Genomic DNA, 17645 nt, shown 5'->3' with positions numbered 1-17645 from the left:
GGCGAGATGCGGTGGGCGTCGCACGCCGTGCAGGGGCCGACGGGGCGGGCGCGGACGAGGTCCGGGTATCGGGTGGCTGTTCCTGGGCGCGTCGCGTCGCGAGCGCGGCCAGTTCGCCCGTCACCACCTCGTAGGCGGTGCCCGGGGTGTAGCCGCGGCGCGCCAGCATGGCGACCAGGCGACTGATCGCCTTGTCGCGGTCCAGGTCCGGGGACAGCGTGGTCAGTTTCCGGCGCACCAGCTCCCCGGCGCGGGCATTCTCATCCTCGGCGGTCACCGACTCGAGCGCCGGTTCGGCGTCCTCCGGCGCAATGCCCTTGCGCCGCAATTCCTCGGCGAGAACCTTCTTGCCCTTACCCGAGTAGGTGTGCCGCGACCGCACCCACTGTTGCGCGAACACCGCATCATCGATCAACCCGACCTCGGTCAGCCGATCCAGCACCCGCTTCGCCACCGCGGCACTGAACCCCCGATCCGCCAACCGATCCGCCAACTCGGCCCGACTGCGAGCCCGATCGGTCAGCAACCGCAGACAAACATCCTTCGCCTGCGCCTCGGTCCCTCCCCCGACACCACCGGATCCCGCCGACTCGCCGCCGGATTCGGAACGCCCACGCCGCCGCCTACCCCGCCCAGAGTCCTCCCGATCGCCCGGGACATCCGAACCGGCATCGGCCCAAGACCCACGACCGTCTTCGCCCCGGCCCATCGGCTCACCCCGGCCTCTCGACTCACCGCTGCCCCTCGACTCGTCCTCGTCCGTCGACTCGTCCCAGCGGCGCCGCCTGGCCCGGCGAGCGGGCCGATCCGATTGCGCGCCACTGTGTTCCGATGAATCTGCTGCACGATCCGCACCGAGTTCCCCGCTCCCCCACCCCGAGAGCTCATCGGATCTACTCGACTCGTCGCCGAAGCCCGCAGACGCCTGCTCGACCGGAGCCGAACCGGACACGCGAGAGTTCCGACGACCACGCTTCTCCGCGCCCGCCCCACCCTCCGCCGCTTTCGCAGCCACCACCGCATTCGCCTCGGCCAGTGCCGCCCGCGCCGCCGCCAGCCTGTCCCCCGGAGCTCCCCCGGCCGAATTCTGTGCCGCTCTACCGGCAACCCCGCCCACAGCCGCGGCCGCACTGCCATCTGCCTCGCGTCGACCCGAATCCGGCTCAGTGTCGAGGCCCTCGGGCCGAGCCCCACGATGGGCCACCCGGCCGATACGTCCGACACTCGCCCCGGCGGATCCAGCCTCGGCGACAGCCGAGATCGGTTCCGCGGCTGCGCGGGTTGAATCGGGTGAGGTCGCGGCACCGGGCTGCGGTGCACCGGCAGCGTCAACGTCGACATCAGTCGAGATCGGTTCTGCGGATGGGCGGGTTGAGGCGGGTGAGGTTGCGACTTCGTCGGCGTCGCGCTCGGGGTGGGGTGCGCCGGCGGCGGGGTTGCCGGGTGAATGGATCGGCGGCTCTTGATCGCGGCTTGCGTCGGGAGGTTGCGGCCGCGATGGCTCGGACAGCTCTGATCGGTCCGACGGGGATGGGTCGGCCGAGGTGGTCGCGTCGTCTGTTGTGCGCCAAGTGGAGCGTTCGTCCGGCGAATTGTCTTCGGGGACAGGGTGGTAGGAGGAGGGGCCGTGGTTCCAGGTGCCTATGCCGGAGGTGTACGGGTCGGCGGGGCCGAAGAGGTCGTGGCCGGACTCGGGGGTTCGGGGCCTGGGAGCGGTGCGGCGGCCGGCGTTGCGGGCGGCGGAGGACTCCAGTTGGCGGCGGAGGCGCTCCACTGCTTCCAGGCGAGCGGGCCCCGGCGAATCAGGCCGGGGCCCTTCGGGTTCCCGAGGGGTCATGGATCAGAAGTCGGCGGGGGCCTCTTCGGCGGTGACGTCCGCGCCGATGCCGAGCTTCTCCTTGATCTTCTTCTCGATCTCGTCGCGGACATCGGTGTTCTCGAGGAGGAACTTGCGGGCGTTCTCCTTGCCCTGACCGAGCTGGTCGCCCTCGTAGGTGTACCAGGAGCCGGACTTGCGGATGAAGCCCTGATCGACACCCATGTCGATGATCGAGCCCTCCTTGGAGATGCCGATGCCGTAGAGGATGTCGAACTCGGCCTGCTTGAACGGCGGGCTCACCTTGTTCTTGACGACCTTCACGCGGGTGCGGTTACCGACCGCGTCCGAACCGTCCTTGAGGGTCTCGATGCGGCGGACGTCCAGGCGGACCGAGGCGTAGAACTTCAGCGCCTTACCACCGGTGGTGGTCTCGGGGGAGCCGAACATGACGCCGATCTTCTCGCGCAGCTGGTTGATGAAGATGGCGGTGGTGCCGGAGTTGTTGAGCGCGCTGGTCATCTTGCGCAGCGCCTGGCTCATCAGGCGGGCCTGCAGACCGACGTGGCTGTCACCCATCTCGCCTTCGATCTCGGCGCGCGGCACCAGGGCGGCGACGGAGTCGATGACGATGATGTCGATGGCGCCGGAACGCACCAGCATGTCGGCGATTTCGAGAGCCTGCTCACCGGTGTCCGGCTGGGAGACCAGCAGCGCGTCGGTGTCGACACCCAGCTTGCGGGCGTAGTCGGGATCCAGCGCGTGCTCGGCGTCGATGAAGGCGGCGACACCGCCGGCGGCCTGCGCGTTGGCGACCGCGTGCAGGGCGACGGTGGTCTTACCCGAGGATTCCGGACCGTAGATCTCGACGATGCGGCCGCGCGGCAGGCCACCCAGGCCCAGCGCCACATCCAGCGCGATGGAGCCGGTCGGAATCACCGAAATGGGCTGACGCGCCTCTTCGCCCAGACGCATGACCGCGCCCTTGCCGAAGCTCTTCTCCACCTGCGCGAGCGCGAGCTCGAGCGCCTTGTCACGATCGAAAGCCTGTGGTGCCATCGTCTGATCCCCTTCTCAACGGGTGTGTCTCATGCTGTGGTTGGCGCCCACGTTAGAGGGCGGCACCGACAAGTTCCGACGACGAGCTTAGACGAACAGGTGTTCGATGCAAGCGACGCGCTGGGCGACACGCGAAACACCTGATGGCAAGCACTCGGCAATCAGGGCAGCACCGCGAGCTTCTGCGCATCGACCAGCGTCTGCGACTGCTTGAACACCCGCAACGCCGTCGTCACCTCGATATCCCGGATGCCCGGCAACGCGCCGAGACGTTCGGTCACGTAGCGGTACAGATGGGCATTGTCCCGGCAGACCAGCGACGCGGTCAGATTGGTCGGCCCGGTGATCGCCGCCAGGTAGGCGACCTCCGAATGCTCCGAGATGGCCTTGCCCACCTCCTCCAGCCGCGCCGGATCCACCCGCATCCACAGCACCGCGCGACACGTGTAACCCATGAGCTGCAAAGCGAAATCGAGGTCGAAGTAGAGCACGCCGGACTCGACGAGCTCGCTCATCCGCCGGGCCACCCGCGTCGGGCTCCAGCCGGTGGCGGCCGCCAGCCGCGCGTAGGGCGCGCGCCCGTCGCGAGCCAGGATGGCCATCATCGCCTCGTCCTCGCGCGACAGCGTGACCTGGGTTTCCGGACCCGGAGGCTCCCACATCGGCGGTCGCGGGCCGAGCTCGCGCAGCTGCTCCGCGGTGAAGAACCGGTCGTAGCGGGGCCACTCCTCGGGGAACGGAAACTGCCGCATCACCTCGTGCACCGTCAGCCCGACCACCGAACTGGCGCGCGGAATCACGCGCAGCAGCAACTCGTCCCGCCGCTCGATCGACCGCGTGCGGCCCGCGCACATGATCTCGAAACCACTGGTCAGCAGCGACACCCAGCTCAATTCCGGTACCCGCGCGAGGGATTCGGCCAGGGCGACGGTCTTGGCGGGCGTCGAGGTGATGCGCATGACCCAGCGCGGCTGCCCCAGCGGCACCGTGTTCACCTGGCCCGCCACATGAATCATGCCGCGCGACCGCAGTGATCGATACCGCCGCGCCACCGTCTGTTCGGAGACGCCGAGGATCGCCCCCAGCCGCGCGAACGGGATGCGCGCGTCGGTGACCAGACCGTGCACGATCTGTTTGTCGAGCACATCCAGGACGGAGGAATCATCCAGCTCTTCCTCGAACATAGGAGGAATCTACCGCATTGAACCGGATCACTAGGTGGATACAAGCGCCTATCCCATGCTTGGAGACGAAATCGTTCGTTCTCTGGAGGTTCTCATGCGGAAGTGGTTGCCCCTCTTCGCCGCGTGCCTGGGCTCACTGATGCTGCTCATCGACGTCACCATCGTGAATGTGGCACTGCCGGACATCGCCGCCGACCTGGGCACCGGTCTGTCCGGGCTGCAATGGGTCATCGACGGCTACGCGCTGGCGCTGGCCGCACTGCTGCTCATGCTCGGCTCCCTCGCCGACCGGTTCGGCGCGAAACCCACCTATCTGATCGGCCTGGCCCTGTTCGCGGCCGCCAGCCTGGCCTGCGGTGTCGCGGGGTCGGCGGGCGTGCTGGTGGCGGCGCGCGCGGCGCAGGGCATCGGCGGCGCGGCCATGCTGGCCACCACGCTGTCGCTGCTGCACGCCACCTATACCGGTCGTGATCGCGGCATCGCCTTCAGCGCGTGGGGCGCGGTGTCGGGCGCGGCGGCCGGTATCGGCGTGGTGCTGGGCGGCGTGCTGACCGATCTGCTGTCGTGGCGGTGGATCTTCTTCGTCAACCTGCCGATCGCCGCGGTCGCGATCGTGTTGTCCGCCTTGGCGTTCGGGCCGTCGCCGCGGCACGCGGACCGGCGCATCGACGTCGGCGGGATGCTGAGCTTCACCGTCGCGGCGACAGCCGTCACCTACGGCATCATCCGGGGCGGCGAGCACGGCTGGGGTGATCGCGGGGCGGCGGTGGCGCTGATCGTCGGCACGTTGTCGCTGATCGGGTTCATCCTGCTCGAATCCCGCAGTGCGGCACCGATGTTGCCGCTACCCCTGCTGCGCAGCGCGGGCTTCACCGCGACGCTGATCGCCGCGGTCGGCATGAGCTTCGCCGCCTTCGCGTCCAGCCCGCTGGTGTCGCTGTGGCTGCAGCAGTACCTGCACCTGACCCCACTGCGGGCCGGGCTGTCGATGCTGCCGATGTCGGTGTGCGCCTTCCTGACCTCGGGCATCTTCGGCCGGTTCCTGCACGAGGTGGCGCCGAAGTGGACGATCGGCGGCGGCCTGCTGGCGATCGGCGCGGGCAGCTCCCTGCTGACCCTCATCGACTCCGGATCCTCCTGGACCGCCGCCATTCCCGGCTTCCTGGTGATCGGTGCCGGCGTCGGTGTGATGGCTCCGCCGCTGATGGCGGTAGGCATGGCCGCGGTCCCGCCACGCCAGAGCGGCACCGCCGCCGGTGCGATCAACACCGCGCGGCAGCTCGGCCTGGCGCTGGGAGTCGCGGTGCTGGGCACCGTCTTCCGCAACGCGAGCGATGCGCACCCGATGACTCACGGCTTCGTGGACGGCCTGAACGCGGCGACGCTCACCGCAGGTGCCTTCGGAATCATCGCAGCCGCAGCGGTTTTCGCCCTTTACGCCCGCGCCTCCCGCCCCGCCGCCGAGACCCCCGCCCTCGCCCCGCCCGAGGCCCTGACGGTCGCCTGACCCGGCAACCAGGATGAGGGAGCTCTCACTGCGGGAATTCGCCCGAATTCCCCGCAGTGAGAGCTCCCTCATCTTGTTGTCACCGGAGGGGGAAGCCCAGGGCGTCCTCGTCGGGGGTGCGGGGACCGAAGATGCGGCGATCGGACTCGGCGATGGGGACGTCGTTGATGCTGGCCTCGCGGCGGGACATGCGGCCGTCGCGGGCGAATTCCCAGAGTTCGTTGCCGTAACTGCGGTGCCACTGGCCCTCGTCATCGTGCCATTCGTATTGGAAGCGGACGGCGATGCGGTTATCGGTGAAGGACCACAGGTCCTTGCGCAGGGCGTAGCCGTTCTCCTTGGCCCACTTGCGCTTCAGGAAATCGACGATTTCGGCGCGGCCGGTGAGGAATTCGTCGCGGTTGCGCCAGACGGAGTCCTCGGTGTACGCCTGGGCGACCGTCTCGGGATCGCGCGTGTTCCAGGCGTTTTCCGCAGCGCGGACTTTGAGCTTGGCAGATTCGAGGTCGAAGGGAGGCAGCGGAGGACGCATGAAGGAGACCTTTCGATTCGGTGCGGGCGGGGCTGGGCGCCTTGCCGGTGCACGGCACGGCGTGAGGGCCGCGCACGGTATTGGCTACGGGTTGGCCGGGGACAGCTCGGGTTCGCTCCAGCGCAAGGGTGTGGCGTTCGTGATTTCGACGACTTCGATGAGGGTGAAGTCGATGGCACATTGGGCACCGGCCGTGAAAGCGGCTTGCTCCCAGGTGATCTCGGCGGTACCGGTGAGCTGCAGGGTGGTGCCGGTGCGCCAATCGGGAATCAGGAGGCCGCAGCGCGGGTCGGCGGCGATATTGCCGAGGGTCATGAACATCGAGTTGCCACGGTAATCGGGCCAGCGCAGGCGGGTCGGGGAAAGCACCTGCAGGAAGCCGGGATTGCCGCCCCGATGGGAGGCGTCGGCATTGCCGTCGACATCGGCGGATGCGACGAAGAACGCGTCGGCGCGGGCGATGAGCTGCCGCTGAGGTTCGTCCAGCGCGGTGGTCCGGCGCACAGTCGGAGACTCGCCCGTCGCCCACTCCTCGATGCCGCGTCGGGAGATGTACTTCGGGCAGTTCGAATACACCTGCTCGGTATCGATGTGCAGCCCGGTCGTGGTGGGTGCGATCACACCATTGACGCGCATTCGCCGCCGCAATTGCGGCTGCAACGCGATGATGCCGACATGCCGTGTGCCGCGCAGCGATTCGGCGAGCGGATCACCGGCCTTCGGCCGCGCCTCGACCTCGATCGCCCGCTCCCCGGACGCATGCACGAACCCGGGCGGCCCTACCAACTGCCCCGCCCACATCCGCCCACCGTCATCCGCGGCAGCCACCACGATCATCGGCTGCTCCGCCAGGAATGCCGCCGCCGCGGCCGGAATATCAGCGCGAATCATCCGCCCGACCCGCTGAGCAATATCCTCCTGCCCCATGCGCCGCTGCACGGCCAATTCCCCGGGGTGATAGCCGCTGACCCATGCCTTGCCGCCGTTGTGCGCATCGTGTGTCGAGACGGCGTTCATGTGAGCTCCCATCGGGCCGCCTGCGGAGGTGACCGGTCTTCTCGGATGAATTCTGGTGCTGGTGGCGGCATTCCGGATCAGAAGAAGCCGCAGGTGGGGGCGGCGCCGGAGGGTGCGGGAGCGTGGTCGGCGCCGGTGGGGGCGTAGATCTCGAGGCGGATGCCGTCGGGGTCGATGAAGAAGATGCCGCCGGAGGAGGCGCCCTCACCGTGGGCGACCACGCCGTCGTGGGCGAAGGCGACGCTCAGGGCCTTCAGGGCGGATTCCACTTCACGGACCTGATCGATGGTGTCGACCTGGAACGAGAGGTGGTGCAGGCCGGGGGTTTCGGCGGAGAACTCGCCGTCACTCTGCTGCCAGAGGGTGACCTGGAGTTTGCCGTCGCGGCCGAGGAAGGCGAAGCGCTGGGCGCCCTCGCCGCCGGCGCCGAGCTGTTCGAAACCGAGGGCGCGGCGATAGAAGTCCACCGAGCGGTCGAGGTCGGTGACATTGAGGCCGATGTGCCCGGTGGCGAGAACAGGTGCGGTCATGGGAAACCCCTTCGGAAGATGTAACCATCATAGTTTGTTTGACAGGTTAGAAGCTAGCGACGGTGCACACCTGCAGTCAACCCCTATAGTTTGTTTTGCCGGTTAGAAAGGAGTCGTCGGGCCGATGAGCGCACTACGGCGGTTACCCTCAGGCGTGCCAGAACCACGCCCCCACCTCGGTGAACCGCTCGCCCTGGACCTGCTCAACACCCGCTGGATCGCGGCGACGGGACCCCAGGACCTGCTCACCGACGTGTCCGGGCTGCGGGAGTGGCTGATCGACAACGACCTCGACCTGCCCGCCGACGAGGCGACGCTGCACGCGCTCGTGACGACCCGGGAGGCGATCCTGCGCGCGGTCCGTGGCGAGACCGCCGACGACCTCAATACCGTCCTCGCGCACGGCCGCATCCGCCGTGCCCTCACCCCGGACGGCCCGGCCGCGCTCCCCGAGGTCGCCGATCCGGCCTGGCTACCCGGCTGGCTCGCCGCCGACAACCTCCTCCACCTGCTGGCGAGCACCCCGGACCGCATCAAGCAGTGTGCGCACCCGCAGTGCATCCTGTTCTTCCTGGACACCTCGAAGAACAGCACCCGCCGCTGGCATTCCATGGCGGCCTGCGGCAACCGTGCCAAGGCCACCCGGCACTACGCGAAGAAGACGCAGGCGGAGTAGGCGAACCCGCTGCGGCTCAGAACATTTCGTCGAGCAGGCGGTAGTAGGACAGCCGCGCCGGATCGGGTTCGGGCAGGCCGTAGGCGGCGAAGAAGGCCTCCACCTCGCCGACTCCGAAATCGTCGGCGAGATCCCGCGCGGCCAACGCCAGATCGCGGTAGCGGTCCGCGACGCCCAGCCGGCCCACATCGATGAGGATCCCGCCCGCCAGCACATTCGGCGGCGTGTAATCACCGTGTGCCACAACGAGATCCTCGGCCTGGGGCCGTTCGGCGACCAGCTGTGCGTACACCTGCTCTGCCGTCCGCCCGAGATTGTCCTCATCGAAATCGTCGACGTCGACCAGACCTTCGACAACCCGCCGATACGCCTGCGCCAGCGTGATGTCGAGCCGGCCGTCGAACGGACAGCCCGCCACCGGCAGTGCGTGCAACCGCCGCAATGTCTCGCCCATCAACGCGCCCGGCGAATCCGGCTGCACCGAGGCCACACTCGGCACTCCCGCATCGACGAGCACCAGCATGTCGTCCTCGAAGACCGCGATCTCCGGCACCGTCATCGACCGCTCCCCCAGCCATCGATACCGCGGAAACTCCGCCACCGCGACCGCACCATGCTTGACCCAATACGTTCCATTGGCCCGGACGACCCCGCCACTGCGTCCCTCGTGATCGTCCGACCACGCTGGGTTCGGCCCGAGCAACTCCGCCACGCGCGGAGGCAGCCGCAGCCTCACGCGGATCTGGTCACCATCGCGACTTCGGGACGTCGAATTCCGCGCACAGCGCCCGCCACACGTCGCGGGGATCCACCCCCGCCTCGATGGCCTGGGCCCCCGTCCGCCCCATGGACGGCAGTACGTGATCGGTCAGCAGCACGTCTCCCCGCGCCGTCCCGAACTCGGTATGCAACAGCTCCTGGAACTCCGTCAACCGCACGGCCGCGAGCCTACGCCACCGCCCCACACCCGGGCCAAACCCAGCCGTGCCCGGCCACCGCCTCCGACCACGCAGCCGGGCGACATCGGGCGCGCTGCCACCGGATCGAGCGCGGGCATGCTGCTGTGCACCGGTGGGGTGGATGAGGAGCTCGGCATGCCGATCATCAAGTCGATTCTGTCCCAGGCAACTTCGGCGGGTCGGACAGCGGAGGCGCTGTCAGGTGGCGGGTGGGGATTCGACGGCGGCGTGGCAGATTTCGACCGGGTCGGTGACCACGGTGATGCCGGTGGCGGCGGAGTGGGCGGCGGTGGTGTAGGCGGGGTCGTCGAGGATGCGTTTGACGGCGTCCCGGACCGCTTCGGGGGTGACGGGGCGGACCACGATCGAACTGCCCTGGCGGGCGGCGCGATTGGCGAGTTCCCACTGGTCGCCGCCGCCGGGGACGGTGACGATGGGGACGCCGGCCAGCAGGGATTTGGCGAGCAGGCCGTGGCCGCCGCCGCCGATCACGACCGAGGCGTGGCGCAGGATCTCGTCCTGGCGGCCCAAACCGGCTGTGGCCCAGGACGGGAGGTCGGCGGGCGGGGTGTCGAGCATGGAGACGGCGACCCGGACGCCCGCGCCCTCGAGTGCCTCGAGGGCGATGTCGGCCAGGCCCGCGGTGCCGGTCTGGGCGGTCGAGGGGGCGACCATGACCAAGGGGGTGTCACCGGGCGCCAGGTCCAGGATGTGGTCGGTGGGCTCCCAGAGCAGCGGGCCGACGAGGTGCGCATTGTCCGGCCAGTCGGGGCGCGGCACCTCGAGGGCGGGCAGGGTGGCGACCAGGCGGGCGGTCGGGCCCGGGTCCTCCGGTGGCAGGCCGATACTGGCGCGCGCCTGCTCACGTTGCAGTTCCCCGCGCCGGATGGCCCGCGACGTCAGCCCGCGCAGGACCGAGTCCCGGGCGCGCCCGCGCATGCCCTCTCCCGCGGCGAGCCCACTCCCGATGGGCGGCAAGCCTTTCGACGGCAGGTACAGCGGGTGCGGCGACAGCTCCACCCAGGGCAGCCGCAGCCGCTCCGCCGCCATCCCGCCCCCGACGGTGAGGACGTCCGACACCACCAGTTCCGGCAGCATGGCGCTCAGGTCGGGCAGGATCTCGGTCGAAATGTGCGCGGCCCTCTGATGAATCCTGGCGCCCGCGTCACTGTCGTCGTCCTCGGCCCGGGGTGCGAGGCCCTTGAGCCGCCGCACCCCGATCCCGGCCTCCCGGGCCGCGTCGAACCACCGCGGGCTGGTGAACAGCACCGGCTCATCGCCCGCGGCAAGCAATCGCTGACACAACGCCATCGCCGGAAACGCATGCCCCGGATCAGGCCCGGCCACCACCGCTACTCGCACGGCCCCAGGGTGCCACACCGCACCGACGCTCCCGTCACCTTCACCCACTGTGGTGGTCCGTGTCACGCGACCCACACCGCCACGCGCGGCGTTGGATCGGCGTGGGGACCGGCCGCTCAGCCTGCGAAGTGGTAGAGCTCGAAGGTCAGGGCGTGGGCACCGGGGACGCCTTCCTTGGGGCCGGCGGTCATTTCCAGGACGGCGCGGGCCTGGGTTTCGGCCGTATCGGGGCCGAGGGCCTCGAGGTAGCGGCGGTGGGCGGTGAGGGATTCGACGGCGGTCTCGAAGGTGTCGGTGACGTCGAGCCCGTGGCTGCCGTCCGGGACGCCGTAGACGGCGGCCCAGCGTGGCGACCAGGCGGGCAGGTCGGCGAGCTCGGGGTGGATCCATTCGTTGCCGGCGTCGGACACGGCGTCCAGGGCGGCGCGGCCGACGGCACGGTGGTCGGCGGAGTTGGCGTAGCCGCGGGCCCAGGTGTCGCCGAAGTTGAACAGCACCACCATGTCCGGGCGGTGGCGGCGGATGGCGGCGGCCAGATCCCGGCGCAGGGCCAGGGATTCCTCGATCCGTCCATCCGGGTGCCCGAGGAATTCCACCTCGCTGACGCCGACGATCTTGGCCGAGGCCCGCTCCTCGTCCTCGCGCAGCGGCCCGCACTCGGCCGGCGGCAACCCCGCGATCCCCGCCTCGCCACTGCTGACCAGCACGTAGCGAATGTCCTTGCCCTGCCTGGTCCAGCGCGCGACCGCGGCGGCCGCACCGTATTCGATGTCATCGGGATGCGCGGCAATGACGATCCCGCGCTGCCAGTCCTCCGGAAGCTGCTCCATATCCTGCATTCAACACCAGCTGCCACCGCCCACACACGGCCGACGCGAACTTCGCACCCCACCGCCACGCCGGGGCGTCACAGCATGGCGAGTACGCCTTCGAAGGCCGCTTCCGCCGCCCCGAGCAGCTTCAGATCCGGGCCCAGACAGGACTTTTCGATGCGAACCCCGCCGAAGGCACGGCTCACCATGCTGCGGCGGTGGACCTGGTCGCGCACCCGCGCGATGGCCGGTTCGGGGAGCGCGGTGAAGAGGCCGCCGAGCACCACCAGTTCGGGCCCGAGGATATTGACGACATTGACCAGACCCAGTGTCATCCAATCGAGGTAATCGGCGAGCCGGGTTTCCCAATCACCCTGCAGTTCACGGAGTTCGGCGACGATCGCCCCGCGCGGGCCGTGCTCGGGCATGCCGAGGGCACGGCACAGGGCGGCCTCACCCACCTCGGTCTCCCAGCAGCCTTCGTTGCCGCAGTAGCACTTACGCCCGCCGGGCCGCACCGTCATGTGGCCGATCTCGCCGAGATACCCCGCGGATCCGCGCAGCAGCGCGCGCTGGGCGATGAGCCCACCACCGACCCCGACATCGGCCGAGACGAAGACCGCATCGGCGGCCGCGCGCCCGACACCTCTGACATGCTCTGCGAGCGCACCGAATTCGGCGTCGTTGCCGACGGTGACGGGTACGTCCAGCACCGCATGCAGCCGCTGTCCCAGCGCCACCTCACCCCAGCGCAGGTTGGCGGCATTGTGCACCAGGCCGTCCGCGCGCCGCACCACGCCGGGAACGCACACGCCGGCCGCCACCGGCCGCAGGCCCAGATCCTCCGCGAGCATGGCCGCCGATTCCGCGACGTGGGTGATCACCTCGTCCGGTTCCCGTTGCCGCCCACGGAGATTCCAGCTGTTGCGCCCCATCACCTGCCCACCGAAGCCGACCAGCGCGATTCCCACGTGCTCGACCTGCACATCGACCGCCAGCACCACCGCCGCCTGTGGTTGCGGCAGCACCAGCAGCGAGGGCCGTCCGGCGCCGCGCGCCAGCCGCGGCACCTTCTCCTCCACCACCCCGTCCTCGGCGAGCCCGTCGACGAGTATCTTGATGGTGGACCGATTGAGCCCGAGTTCGACCGCCAGCGCCGCCCGGGTGGCGGGGCCTCCGATGTGTAGCAGCCGCAGGAGGCTCGACCGGTTGAACCGGCGCACCTCGTCCGGTCGGGCGACGGTCATGGACTCGGTAATACCATTGCGCGGCTCAACAATCTGTAATCGCCACGCTCAACGGCCCGTTATCGCCACGCGGCGTCTCGAGAGCGCGTCGACGGTCGCGGCGAGCAGCAGCACCAGCCCGGTCACGATGGACACCACGGCCGCGGGCTGCCGCAGCAGCCCCAGGCCGTTCGAGACCACGGCCAGCACCGCGCCGCCGGTCACGGCGTCGGCCACCCGGCCCCGGCCGCCGAACAGGGAGGTGCCGCCGATCACGGCCGCGCCGACCGCGAACAGCAGGGTATTGAGCCCGCCCGCCTGCGGATCGACCGAGCCGACCTTCGAGGAGTAGACGATGGCGCCGACCGCCGCGCAGGCCGAGCAGATGACGAAAACGCTTGCCCGCAACTGGGTTACGTTGATGCCCGCGCGCCGGGCCGCCTCCAGATTCCCGCCGACGGCATAGATGTGACGGCCGTAGGTGGTGCGGGACAGCACATAGGTCCCCGCGACCAGCAGCACCAGCACGATCGGGACCACATACGGCACACCGGAGATCACGATCAGCTTGCTGGGTGAACGATTCACGGTGAGCAGCGCCGTCACCACGATCGCGAACCCGCTGAGCGCCACCACTTTCGCGACCACCAGCGGCGTCGGGGACGTGACCAGCCCGCGACGCCGGCGCCGCAGATGCCCGCCCAGCGCGACCGCCGCATAGCCACCGGCCGCCACCACGCACAGGACCCAGCTCCCGGCCGTGGACAGATTCCCGTTCGCCACCGCATTGAGCACGTGCGAGGAACTGATCCCCAGCACTCCGCCCTCGCCGATGAGCTGCAGGATCACCCCCTGCCACGCCAGGAACAGCGCCAGCGTCACCACGAACGACGGCATCCCGATCTTCGCGATCAGGAACCCGGTGATACATCCGATGGCCGCGCCCACACACACCGCGAGCAGCATCTCGATCCACGGATTCGCCTGAAACCCGATGACCGTCAGCACGATCCCCAGCACCGAGAACGCCACCCCCGGCCAGATCCGCAGCAGCCCCGCCAGGATCGCGGCCAGCACCAGCATGGCGTTGAACACGAAGAACACCGTGGATCCCATGCCGGTCAACAGGTTCCCGTTGTCGACGTAGTGCATGGCCAGCACCGCCCCCGCCACCCCGGACGCCGTGCCCGCCGACAGATCGATCTCCCCGATCAGCAGCACGAACACGATCCCGATGGCGATGATGGTCTGCCCCGCCCCCTGCGCCAGCAGGTTCGCAATATTGTTGAGCGAGAAGAACACATCCGACATCAGCGAGAACAAGACCACCAGCGCGATCAGGCCCAGGATCGCGGGCAGCGACCCGATATCCCCGGCACGCAGCCGGGTCCCGTAGTCACGCAGGGCTTCTCGCGTCGACCGCGTCGTGGTGTCGATCCCGAAGTCGGTGATGGCGGTACCCGGTTCGGCCGCCGCCGATTCCGAAACATTGGTCATAGCAGTGGCTTCCTCACAGCACCGCGGCTTCCGGCCGCGCCAAGCCCAGATCGCCGGAACGCCCGGCGGTGATCAACTCCACCACCTGGCCGGTGGTGACATCGGCGGTCCGCACCTGCGCGGCCATCCGGCCCAGGTACAGCACCGCGATCCGATCGGCGACCTCGAACACGTCGGCCAGGTTGTGGCTGATCAGCACCACCCCCAGCCCCTGTTCGGCCAACCGCCGCACCAGATCCAGCACCTGCCGGGTCTGCGCCACCCCGAGTGCCGCGGTGGGTTCGTCCAGCAGCACCAGATTGCTGTTCCACAGCACGGCTTTCGCGATGGCCACGGTCTGGCGTTGCCCGCCGGACAGGGCTGCGACCGGGGTGCGCACCGATTTCACGGTGCGCACCCCCAACGAGGCCAGGGTGCGCCGCGCCGCCTCCTCCATGCTCGCCTCGTCCAGCAGCCACGGCTTGCCGCGCTCCCGGCCGAGGAACATATTGGCCACGATGTCGAGGTTGTCGGCCAGGGCCAGGTCCTGGTAGACGACCTCGATGCCGAGCGCCGCCGCGTCCTTGGCGCCACGCAGGTGTACGGGTTCGCCCCGGAATCGCACCTCGCCGGAGTCGGCGGCGTGGATTCCGGCAACACATTTCACCAGCGTGGATTTGCCCGCGCCATTGTCCCCGACGAGTGCGGTGACCTCTCCCGCCGGCACGGTGAGGTCCACGTCGTGCAGCACGTGCACCGGTCCGAAACTCTTGTTCAGTCCGGTGATCTGGAGCAGCGGCTCACTCATGTCTCTCGATCCTCAGGCGATGCCGAGTTCGGTGCAGGCGGACTTCACGTCGCCCGAGCAGACGTCGGAGCCCTTCACGAAGCCCGAGTCCACCACCTGCTTGACCTCGGCCCTGGTGATCAACTGCGGTTGCAGCAGCACCGATTTCACGTCCCGCTTGCCCTTGGGATCCTGACTCACGCCCTGCGCCAGCGCATCCGCGGCCGCCTTGTCGCCCTTGGCGAGGGCCACAGCGAGTTTCGCGGCGTTCTCGGCCTCCTCCTTGATGGGCTTGAACACGGTCATGTACTGGTCCCCGCGCAGCACCGCCTTGAGGCCGTCCACGGTGGCGTCCTGACCGGTCACCGGCACCTTGCCGTTGAGGCCGTTCTTCTTCAGCACCGTGATCACCGCACCGGCCAGGCCGTCATTGGCCGCGACCACGCCGTCGACCTTGCCGCTGGCGCCGGTGAGGATCTGCTCGAAGGTGGTGCCGCCCTTCTGGTTGTTCCAGTCGTCGATGGCCTGGCTGCGCACGAGTTTCAGTGCGCCCGAGTCGTACAGGGGCTGCAGCACCTGCTCCTGGCCCTGGTGGAACAGGGTCGCGTTGTTGTCGGTCGGCGCGCCCTCGATCTCGACGACCTGCGCGCCCGGCTTGTCCTTCAGCGCGGTGGCCAGTCCCTGGCCCTGCAGGGCGCCGACCTTCACATTGTCGAAAGACACGTAGTAGTCGGAGGATCCGCCGAGGTTGAGGCGGTCGTAGTCGATGGTCGGGATCCCGGCCTGCTTGGCCTTGGCCGCGACCGCGCTGCCGACCTCGCTGTTGATCGAGGCGATGAGCAGCACCTTCACGCCCTTGGCGATCATGCCGTCGGCGAGGGTGGAGAACTTCTGGACATCGCCCTGCGCGTTCTGCACGTCGGCGTCGAATCCGGCCTCGTTCAAGGCTTTCTGCAGTAGCGGCTTGTCGAAGGATTCCCAGCGGGCCGAGGTGGCGGTCTCGGGGAGGATGACCCCGACCGTCCCATTGGCGCCGCCGCCCGACGGCGCGCTCGACGAGGAGGTCGTGCTGCTGGAATTGGATCCGCAGGCGGTGAGGGTGAGCAGGCCGGACAGTGCGAGCGCGGCGGCGGCATAACACCGTCGGCGTCCGGACTTCGTCGGCGGGAGCGCGCTTTTCGTCCTCATCAGGGTGACCTTTCACGCGGCGGTCACTGGGTTGCGACCGCACACACGGCATATGTTGTGGGCAACAACATATGCCGTGTGAGTCACTCGTATGGGACGTTTCGCCAAATCGATGCGGCCCGGTTCAGGGCAGCAGGATCACCTTTCCACCCGCGTGCCCCTCGCTGACGAACTCGTGCGCCGCGGCCACCTCCGACAACGGGAACGTCTTGGCGATCGCCAGATCCAGCTTGCCCGTGGACAATAGCGGCAGCAACTCACGCCAGGCATTGCCGCGGATCTCGGTGCCCGGATCGGCGCCGGGACCCATACCGAGAGCCTTGAACCCCTCCGCGGCCGCCCGATCGAACGCCACGATGGTCGCGATCCTGCTCCGGTCGGCCACCAGTTCCAAAGAGACGTCGATGGCCTCCTCGGTGGCCACCGTGTCGAGGGCCGCATCGATTCCGTTGGGGGCCAACGCCCTGACGCGATCAGCCAGTCCGGGGCCGTACGCGACCGGCTCGACCCCGTAGGCGCGCAAGCGTTCATGCCGGCTCGGCGAGGCCGTGCCGATCACCCGCGCGCCCCGCGCCACCGCCAATTGGGCGGCCAGCGCGCCGACACTGCCCGCGGCACCGTGGATCAGCACGACGTCCCCCGGCCCGACGCCGGTCGCGGAGAGCAGATGCACCGCGGTCCCGCCGACACTGAGCACGCCGGCCGCATGCTTCCAGTCCACATCGGCGGGTTTGGGCACGACCCGGGCGGCCGGCACGGTGACGGCGGTGGCGTAGCCGCCACCCACCGTCGCGATCACCTCGTCGCCGACCGAGATCGGCCCGGCCGGCCCCTCGGCGCCGGGACCCACGGCGGTGACCACCCCGGCCACCTCCAGGCCCAGCCGGATCGGCAGCTTGCTGGGATCGGTGCCGAACGCACCGCTGTAGAGCTTGTAGTCGAAGGGATTCACCCCGGCGGCCCGCACCGCGATGCTGACCTCACCCGGCCCCGGCTCGGGCACCTCGACCTCGACCAGCGACAAAACTTCCGGTCCACCGTAAGCGGTGGCAACGACAGCAGTAGCCATGCCGCGATCATACGAAAAAAGGACCGCCCGCCCCCGCTACCCGGGGTGGACGGTCCGAAAGTTTCGCCCGATCAGAACTTGCTCAGCGGCGACTTGTCCTTCGAGCCCGACACCGCCTTGTACAGCACGTACAGACCGAAGATGATGGCGCTCACCAGCAGAATCGGGAACAGTGCCTTGATCAGCCACCCGAGCACCGCGAAGGCGATCCACACGAGGACGACGACGCCGAGAATCTTCCAGAACATTACTGACCTCCCTAGTCTCCGAACCGCCGTCCGCGCGATCCGACACCATCCATACTGCGTCGCCCGCCTGAGAAAATCACCAGGTCAACAACGAAATCCGGGACAGATCAGGGTTCTCCCCGAGTCGCCCGACCGGGGCACCGGGCCGGGTTCGCCGAGCCGGCAGCCCGCCGACCTGCGACAGCCCGGGCCCCGCT

Annotated in this window: 17 protein-coding genes and 1 pseudogene; 2 read left to right on the top strand and 16 right to left on the bottom strand. The window is 69.1% G+C overall.

Going from position 1 to position 17645, the window contains the following annotated elements:
• Positions 1-100: 100 nt before the first annotated feature.
• The 3 genes and pseudogenes from recX to ACQP1O_RS11815 all read right to left on the bottom strand — a co-directional run.
• Positions 101-709 (bottom strand): annotated as a pseudogene (gene recX, locus ACQP1O_RS11825) (recombination regulator RecX); the annotation flags it as partial.
• Positions 710-1840: 1131 nt separating this feature from the next.
• The gene (gene recA / locus ACQP1O_RS11820) at positions 1841-2875 is read right to left on the bottom strand and encodes a recombinase RecA (protein WP_354839607.1); all 1035 of its coding nucleotides are present in this window, start codon (positions 2873-2875) and stop codon (positions 1841-1843) included.
• 161 nt (positions 2876-3036) lie between these two features.
• Positions 3037-4059, bottom strand: a complete 1023-nt coding sequence (locus tag ACQP1O_RS11815; RefSeq protein ID WP_433565852.1) for an Lrp/AsnC family transcriptional regulator — start codon at positions 4057-4059, stop codon at positions 3037-3039.
• A gap of 94 nt (positions 4060-4153) precedes the next feature.
• On the opposite strand from ACQP1O_RS11815, the gene ACQP1O_RS11810 reads away from it, so the two are divergent.
• Positions 4154-5566: a DHA2 family efflux MFS transporter permease subunit gene (locus ACQP1O_RS11810; protein ID WP_433565851.1), complete on the top strand. Its 1413-nt coding sequence runs from the start codon at positions 4154-4156 to the stop codon at positions 5564-5566.
• A 79-nt stretch (positions 5567-5645) separates the two neighbouring features.
• On the opposite strand, the gene ACQP1O_RS11805 is transcribed toward ACQP1O_RS11810, so the two are convergent.
• From ACQP1O_RS11805 to ACQP1O_RS11795, 3 genes are all read right to left on the bottom strand, one after another.
• Positions 5646-6098, bottom strand: a complete 453-nt coding sequence (locus ACQP1O_RS11805) for a nuclear transport factor 2 family protein (protein WP_433565850.1) — start codon at positions 6096-6098, stop codon at positions 5646-5648.
• An 84-nt stretch (positions 6099-6182) separates the two neighbouring features.
• Entirely contained in the window at positions 6183-7115 is a 933-nt protein-coding gene (locus ACQP1O_RS11800; protein WP_433565849.1) for a pyridoxamine 5'-phosphate oxidase family protein, read from the bottom strand.
• 77 nt (positions 7116-7192) lie between these two features.
• A complete protein-coding gene (locus tag ACQP1O_RS11795; protein WP_433565848.1) occupies positions 7193-7645 on the bottom strand; it encodes a VOC family protein in 453 nt (150 codons plus the stop codon).
• Between the two features lie 154 nt (positions 7646-7799).
• Here ACQP1O_RS11795 and ACQP1O_RS11790 point away from each other — a divergent pair, with 154 nt between their 5' ends.
• The gene (locus ACQP1O_RS11790; protein ID WP_433565847.1) at positions 7800-8321 is read left to right on the top strand and encodes a CGNR zinc finger domain-containing protein; all 522 of its coding nucleotides are present in this window, start codon (positions 7800-7802) and stop codon (positions 8319-8321) included.
• Between the two features lie 16 nt (positions 8322-8337).
• On the opposite strand, the gene ACQP1O_RS11785 is transcribed toward ACQP1O_RS11790, so the two are convergent.
• The 10 genes from ACQP1O_RS11785 to ACQP1O_RS11740 form a co-directional block, all read right to left on the bottom strand.
• Positions 8338-8880, bottom strand: coding sequence for a phosphotransferase (locus ACQP1O_RS11785; RefSeq protein ID WP_433565846.1), 543 nt, complete (start codon positions 8878-8880; stop codon positions 8338-8340).
• Between the two features lie 187 nt (positions 8881-9067).
• On the bottom strand, positions 9068-9259 hold the full coding sequence (locus ACQP1O_RS11780) for a DUF3046 domain-containing protein (protein WP_040859434.1): 192 nt from the start codon (positions 9257-9259) through the stop codon (positions 9068-9070).
• 219 nt (positions 9260-9478) lie between these two features.
• Complete coding sequence (locus ACQP1O_RS11775; protein ID WP_433565845.1) at positions 9479-10642, bottom strand: glycosyltransferase; 1164 nt, start codon at positions 10640-10642, stop codon at positions 9479-9481.
• A gap of 116 nt (positions 10643-10758) precedes the next feature.
• Complete coding sequence (locus tag ACQP1O_RS11770; protein ID WP_433565844.1) at positions 10759-11472, bottom strand: PIG-L deacetylase family protein; 714 nt, start codon at positions 11470-11472, stop codon at positions 10759-10761.
• A 77-nt stretch (positions 11473-11549) separates the two neighbouring features.
• Positions 11550-12701, bottom strand: a complete 1152-nt coding sequence (locus ACQP1O_RS11765; RefSeq protein ID WP_433565843.1) for an ROK family protein — start codon at positions 12699-12701, stop codon at positions 11550-11552.
• Positions 12702-12749: 48 nt separating this feature from the next.
• Positions 12750-14177: a sugar ABC transporter permease gene (locus ACQP1O_RS11760; RefSeq protein ID WP_433565842.1), complete on the bottom strand. Its 1428-nt coding sequence runs from the start codon at positions 14175-14177 to the stop codon at positions 12750-12752.
• A 13-nt stretch (positions 14178-14190) separates the two neighbouring features.
• The gene (locus tag ACQP1O_RS11755; RefSeq protein WP_040859440.1) at positions 14191-14964 is read right to left on the bottom strand and encodes an ATP-binding cassette domain-containing protein; all 774 of its coding nucleotides are present in this window, start codon (positions 14962-14964) and stop codon (positions 14191-14193) included.
• A gap of 12 nt (positions 14965-14976) precedes the next feature.
• On the bottom strand, positions 14977-16131 hold the full coding sequence (locus ACQP1O_RS11750) for a sugar ABC transporter substrate-binding protein (protein WP_433565841.1): 1155 nt from the start codon (positions 16129-16131) through the stop codon (positions 14977-14979).
• A gap of 124 nt (positions 16132-16255) precedes the next feature.
• Positions 16256-17200: a quinone oxidoreductase family protein gene (locus ACQP1O_RS11745; protein WP_433565840.1), complete on the bottom strand. Its 945-nt coding sequence runs from the start codon at positions 17198-17200 to the stop codon at positions 16256-16258.
• A gap of 71 nt (positions 17201-17271) precedes the next feature.
• On the bottom strand, positions 17272-17448 hold the full coding sequence (locus tag ACQP1O_RS11740; RefSeq protein WP_040859444.1) for a hypothetical protein: 177 nt from the start codon (positions 17446-17448) through the stop codon (positions 17272-17274).
• Between the last annotated feature and the right edge of the window lie 197 nt (positions 17449-17645).

Origin of the sequence: Nocardia sp. CA-151230 (assembly GCF_050942175.1) — a bacterium.
Taxonomy (GTDB): domain Bacteria; phylum Actinomycetota; class Actinomycetes; order Mycobacteriales; family Mycobacteriaceae; genus Nocardia.
Note: the sequence above shows the minus strand (reverse complement) of the source record. Positions and strands in the feature narration are given on the sequence as shown.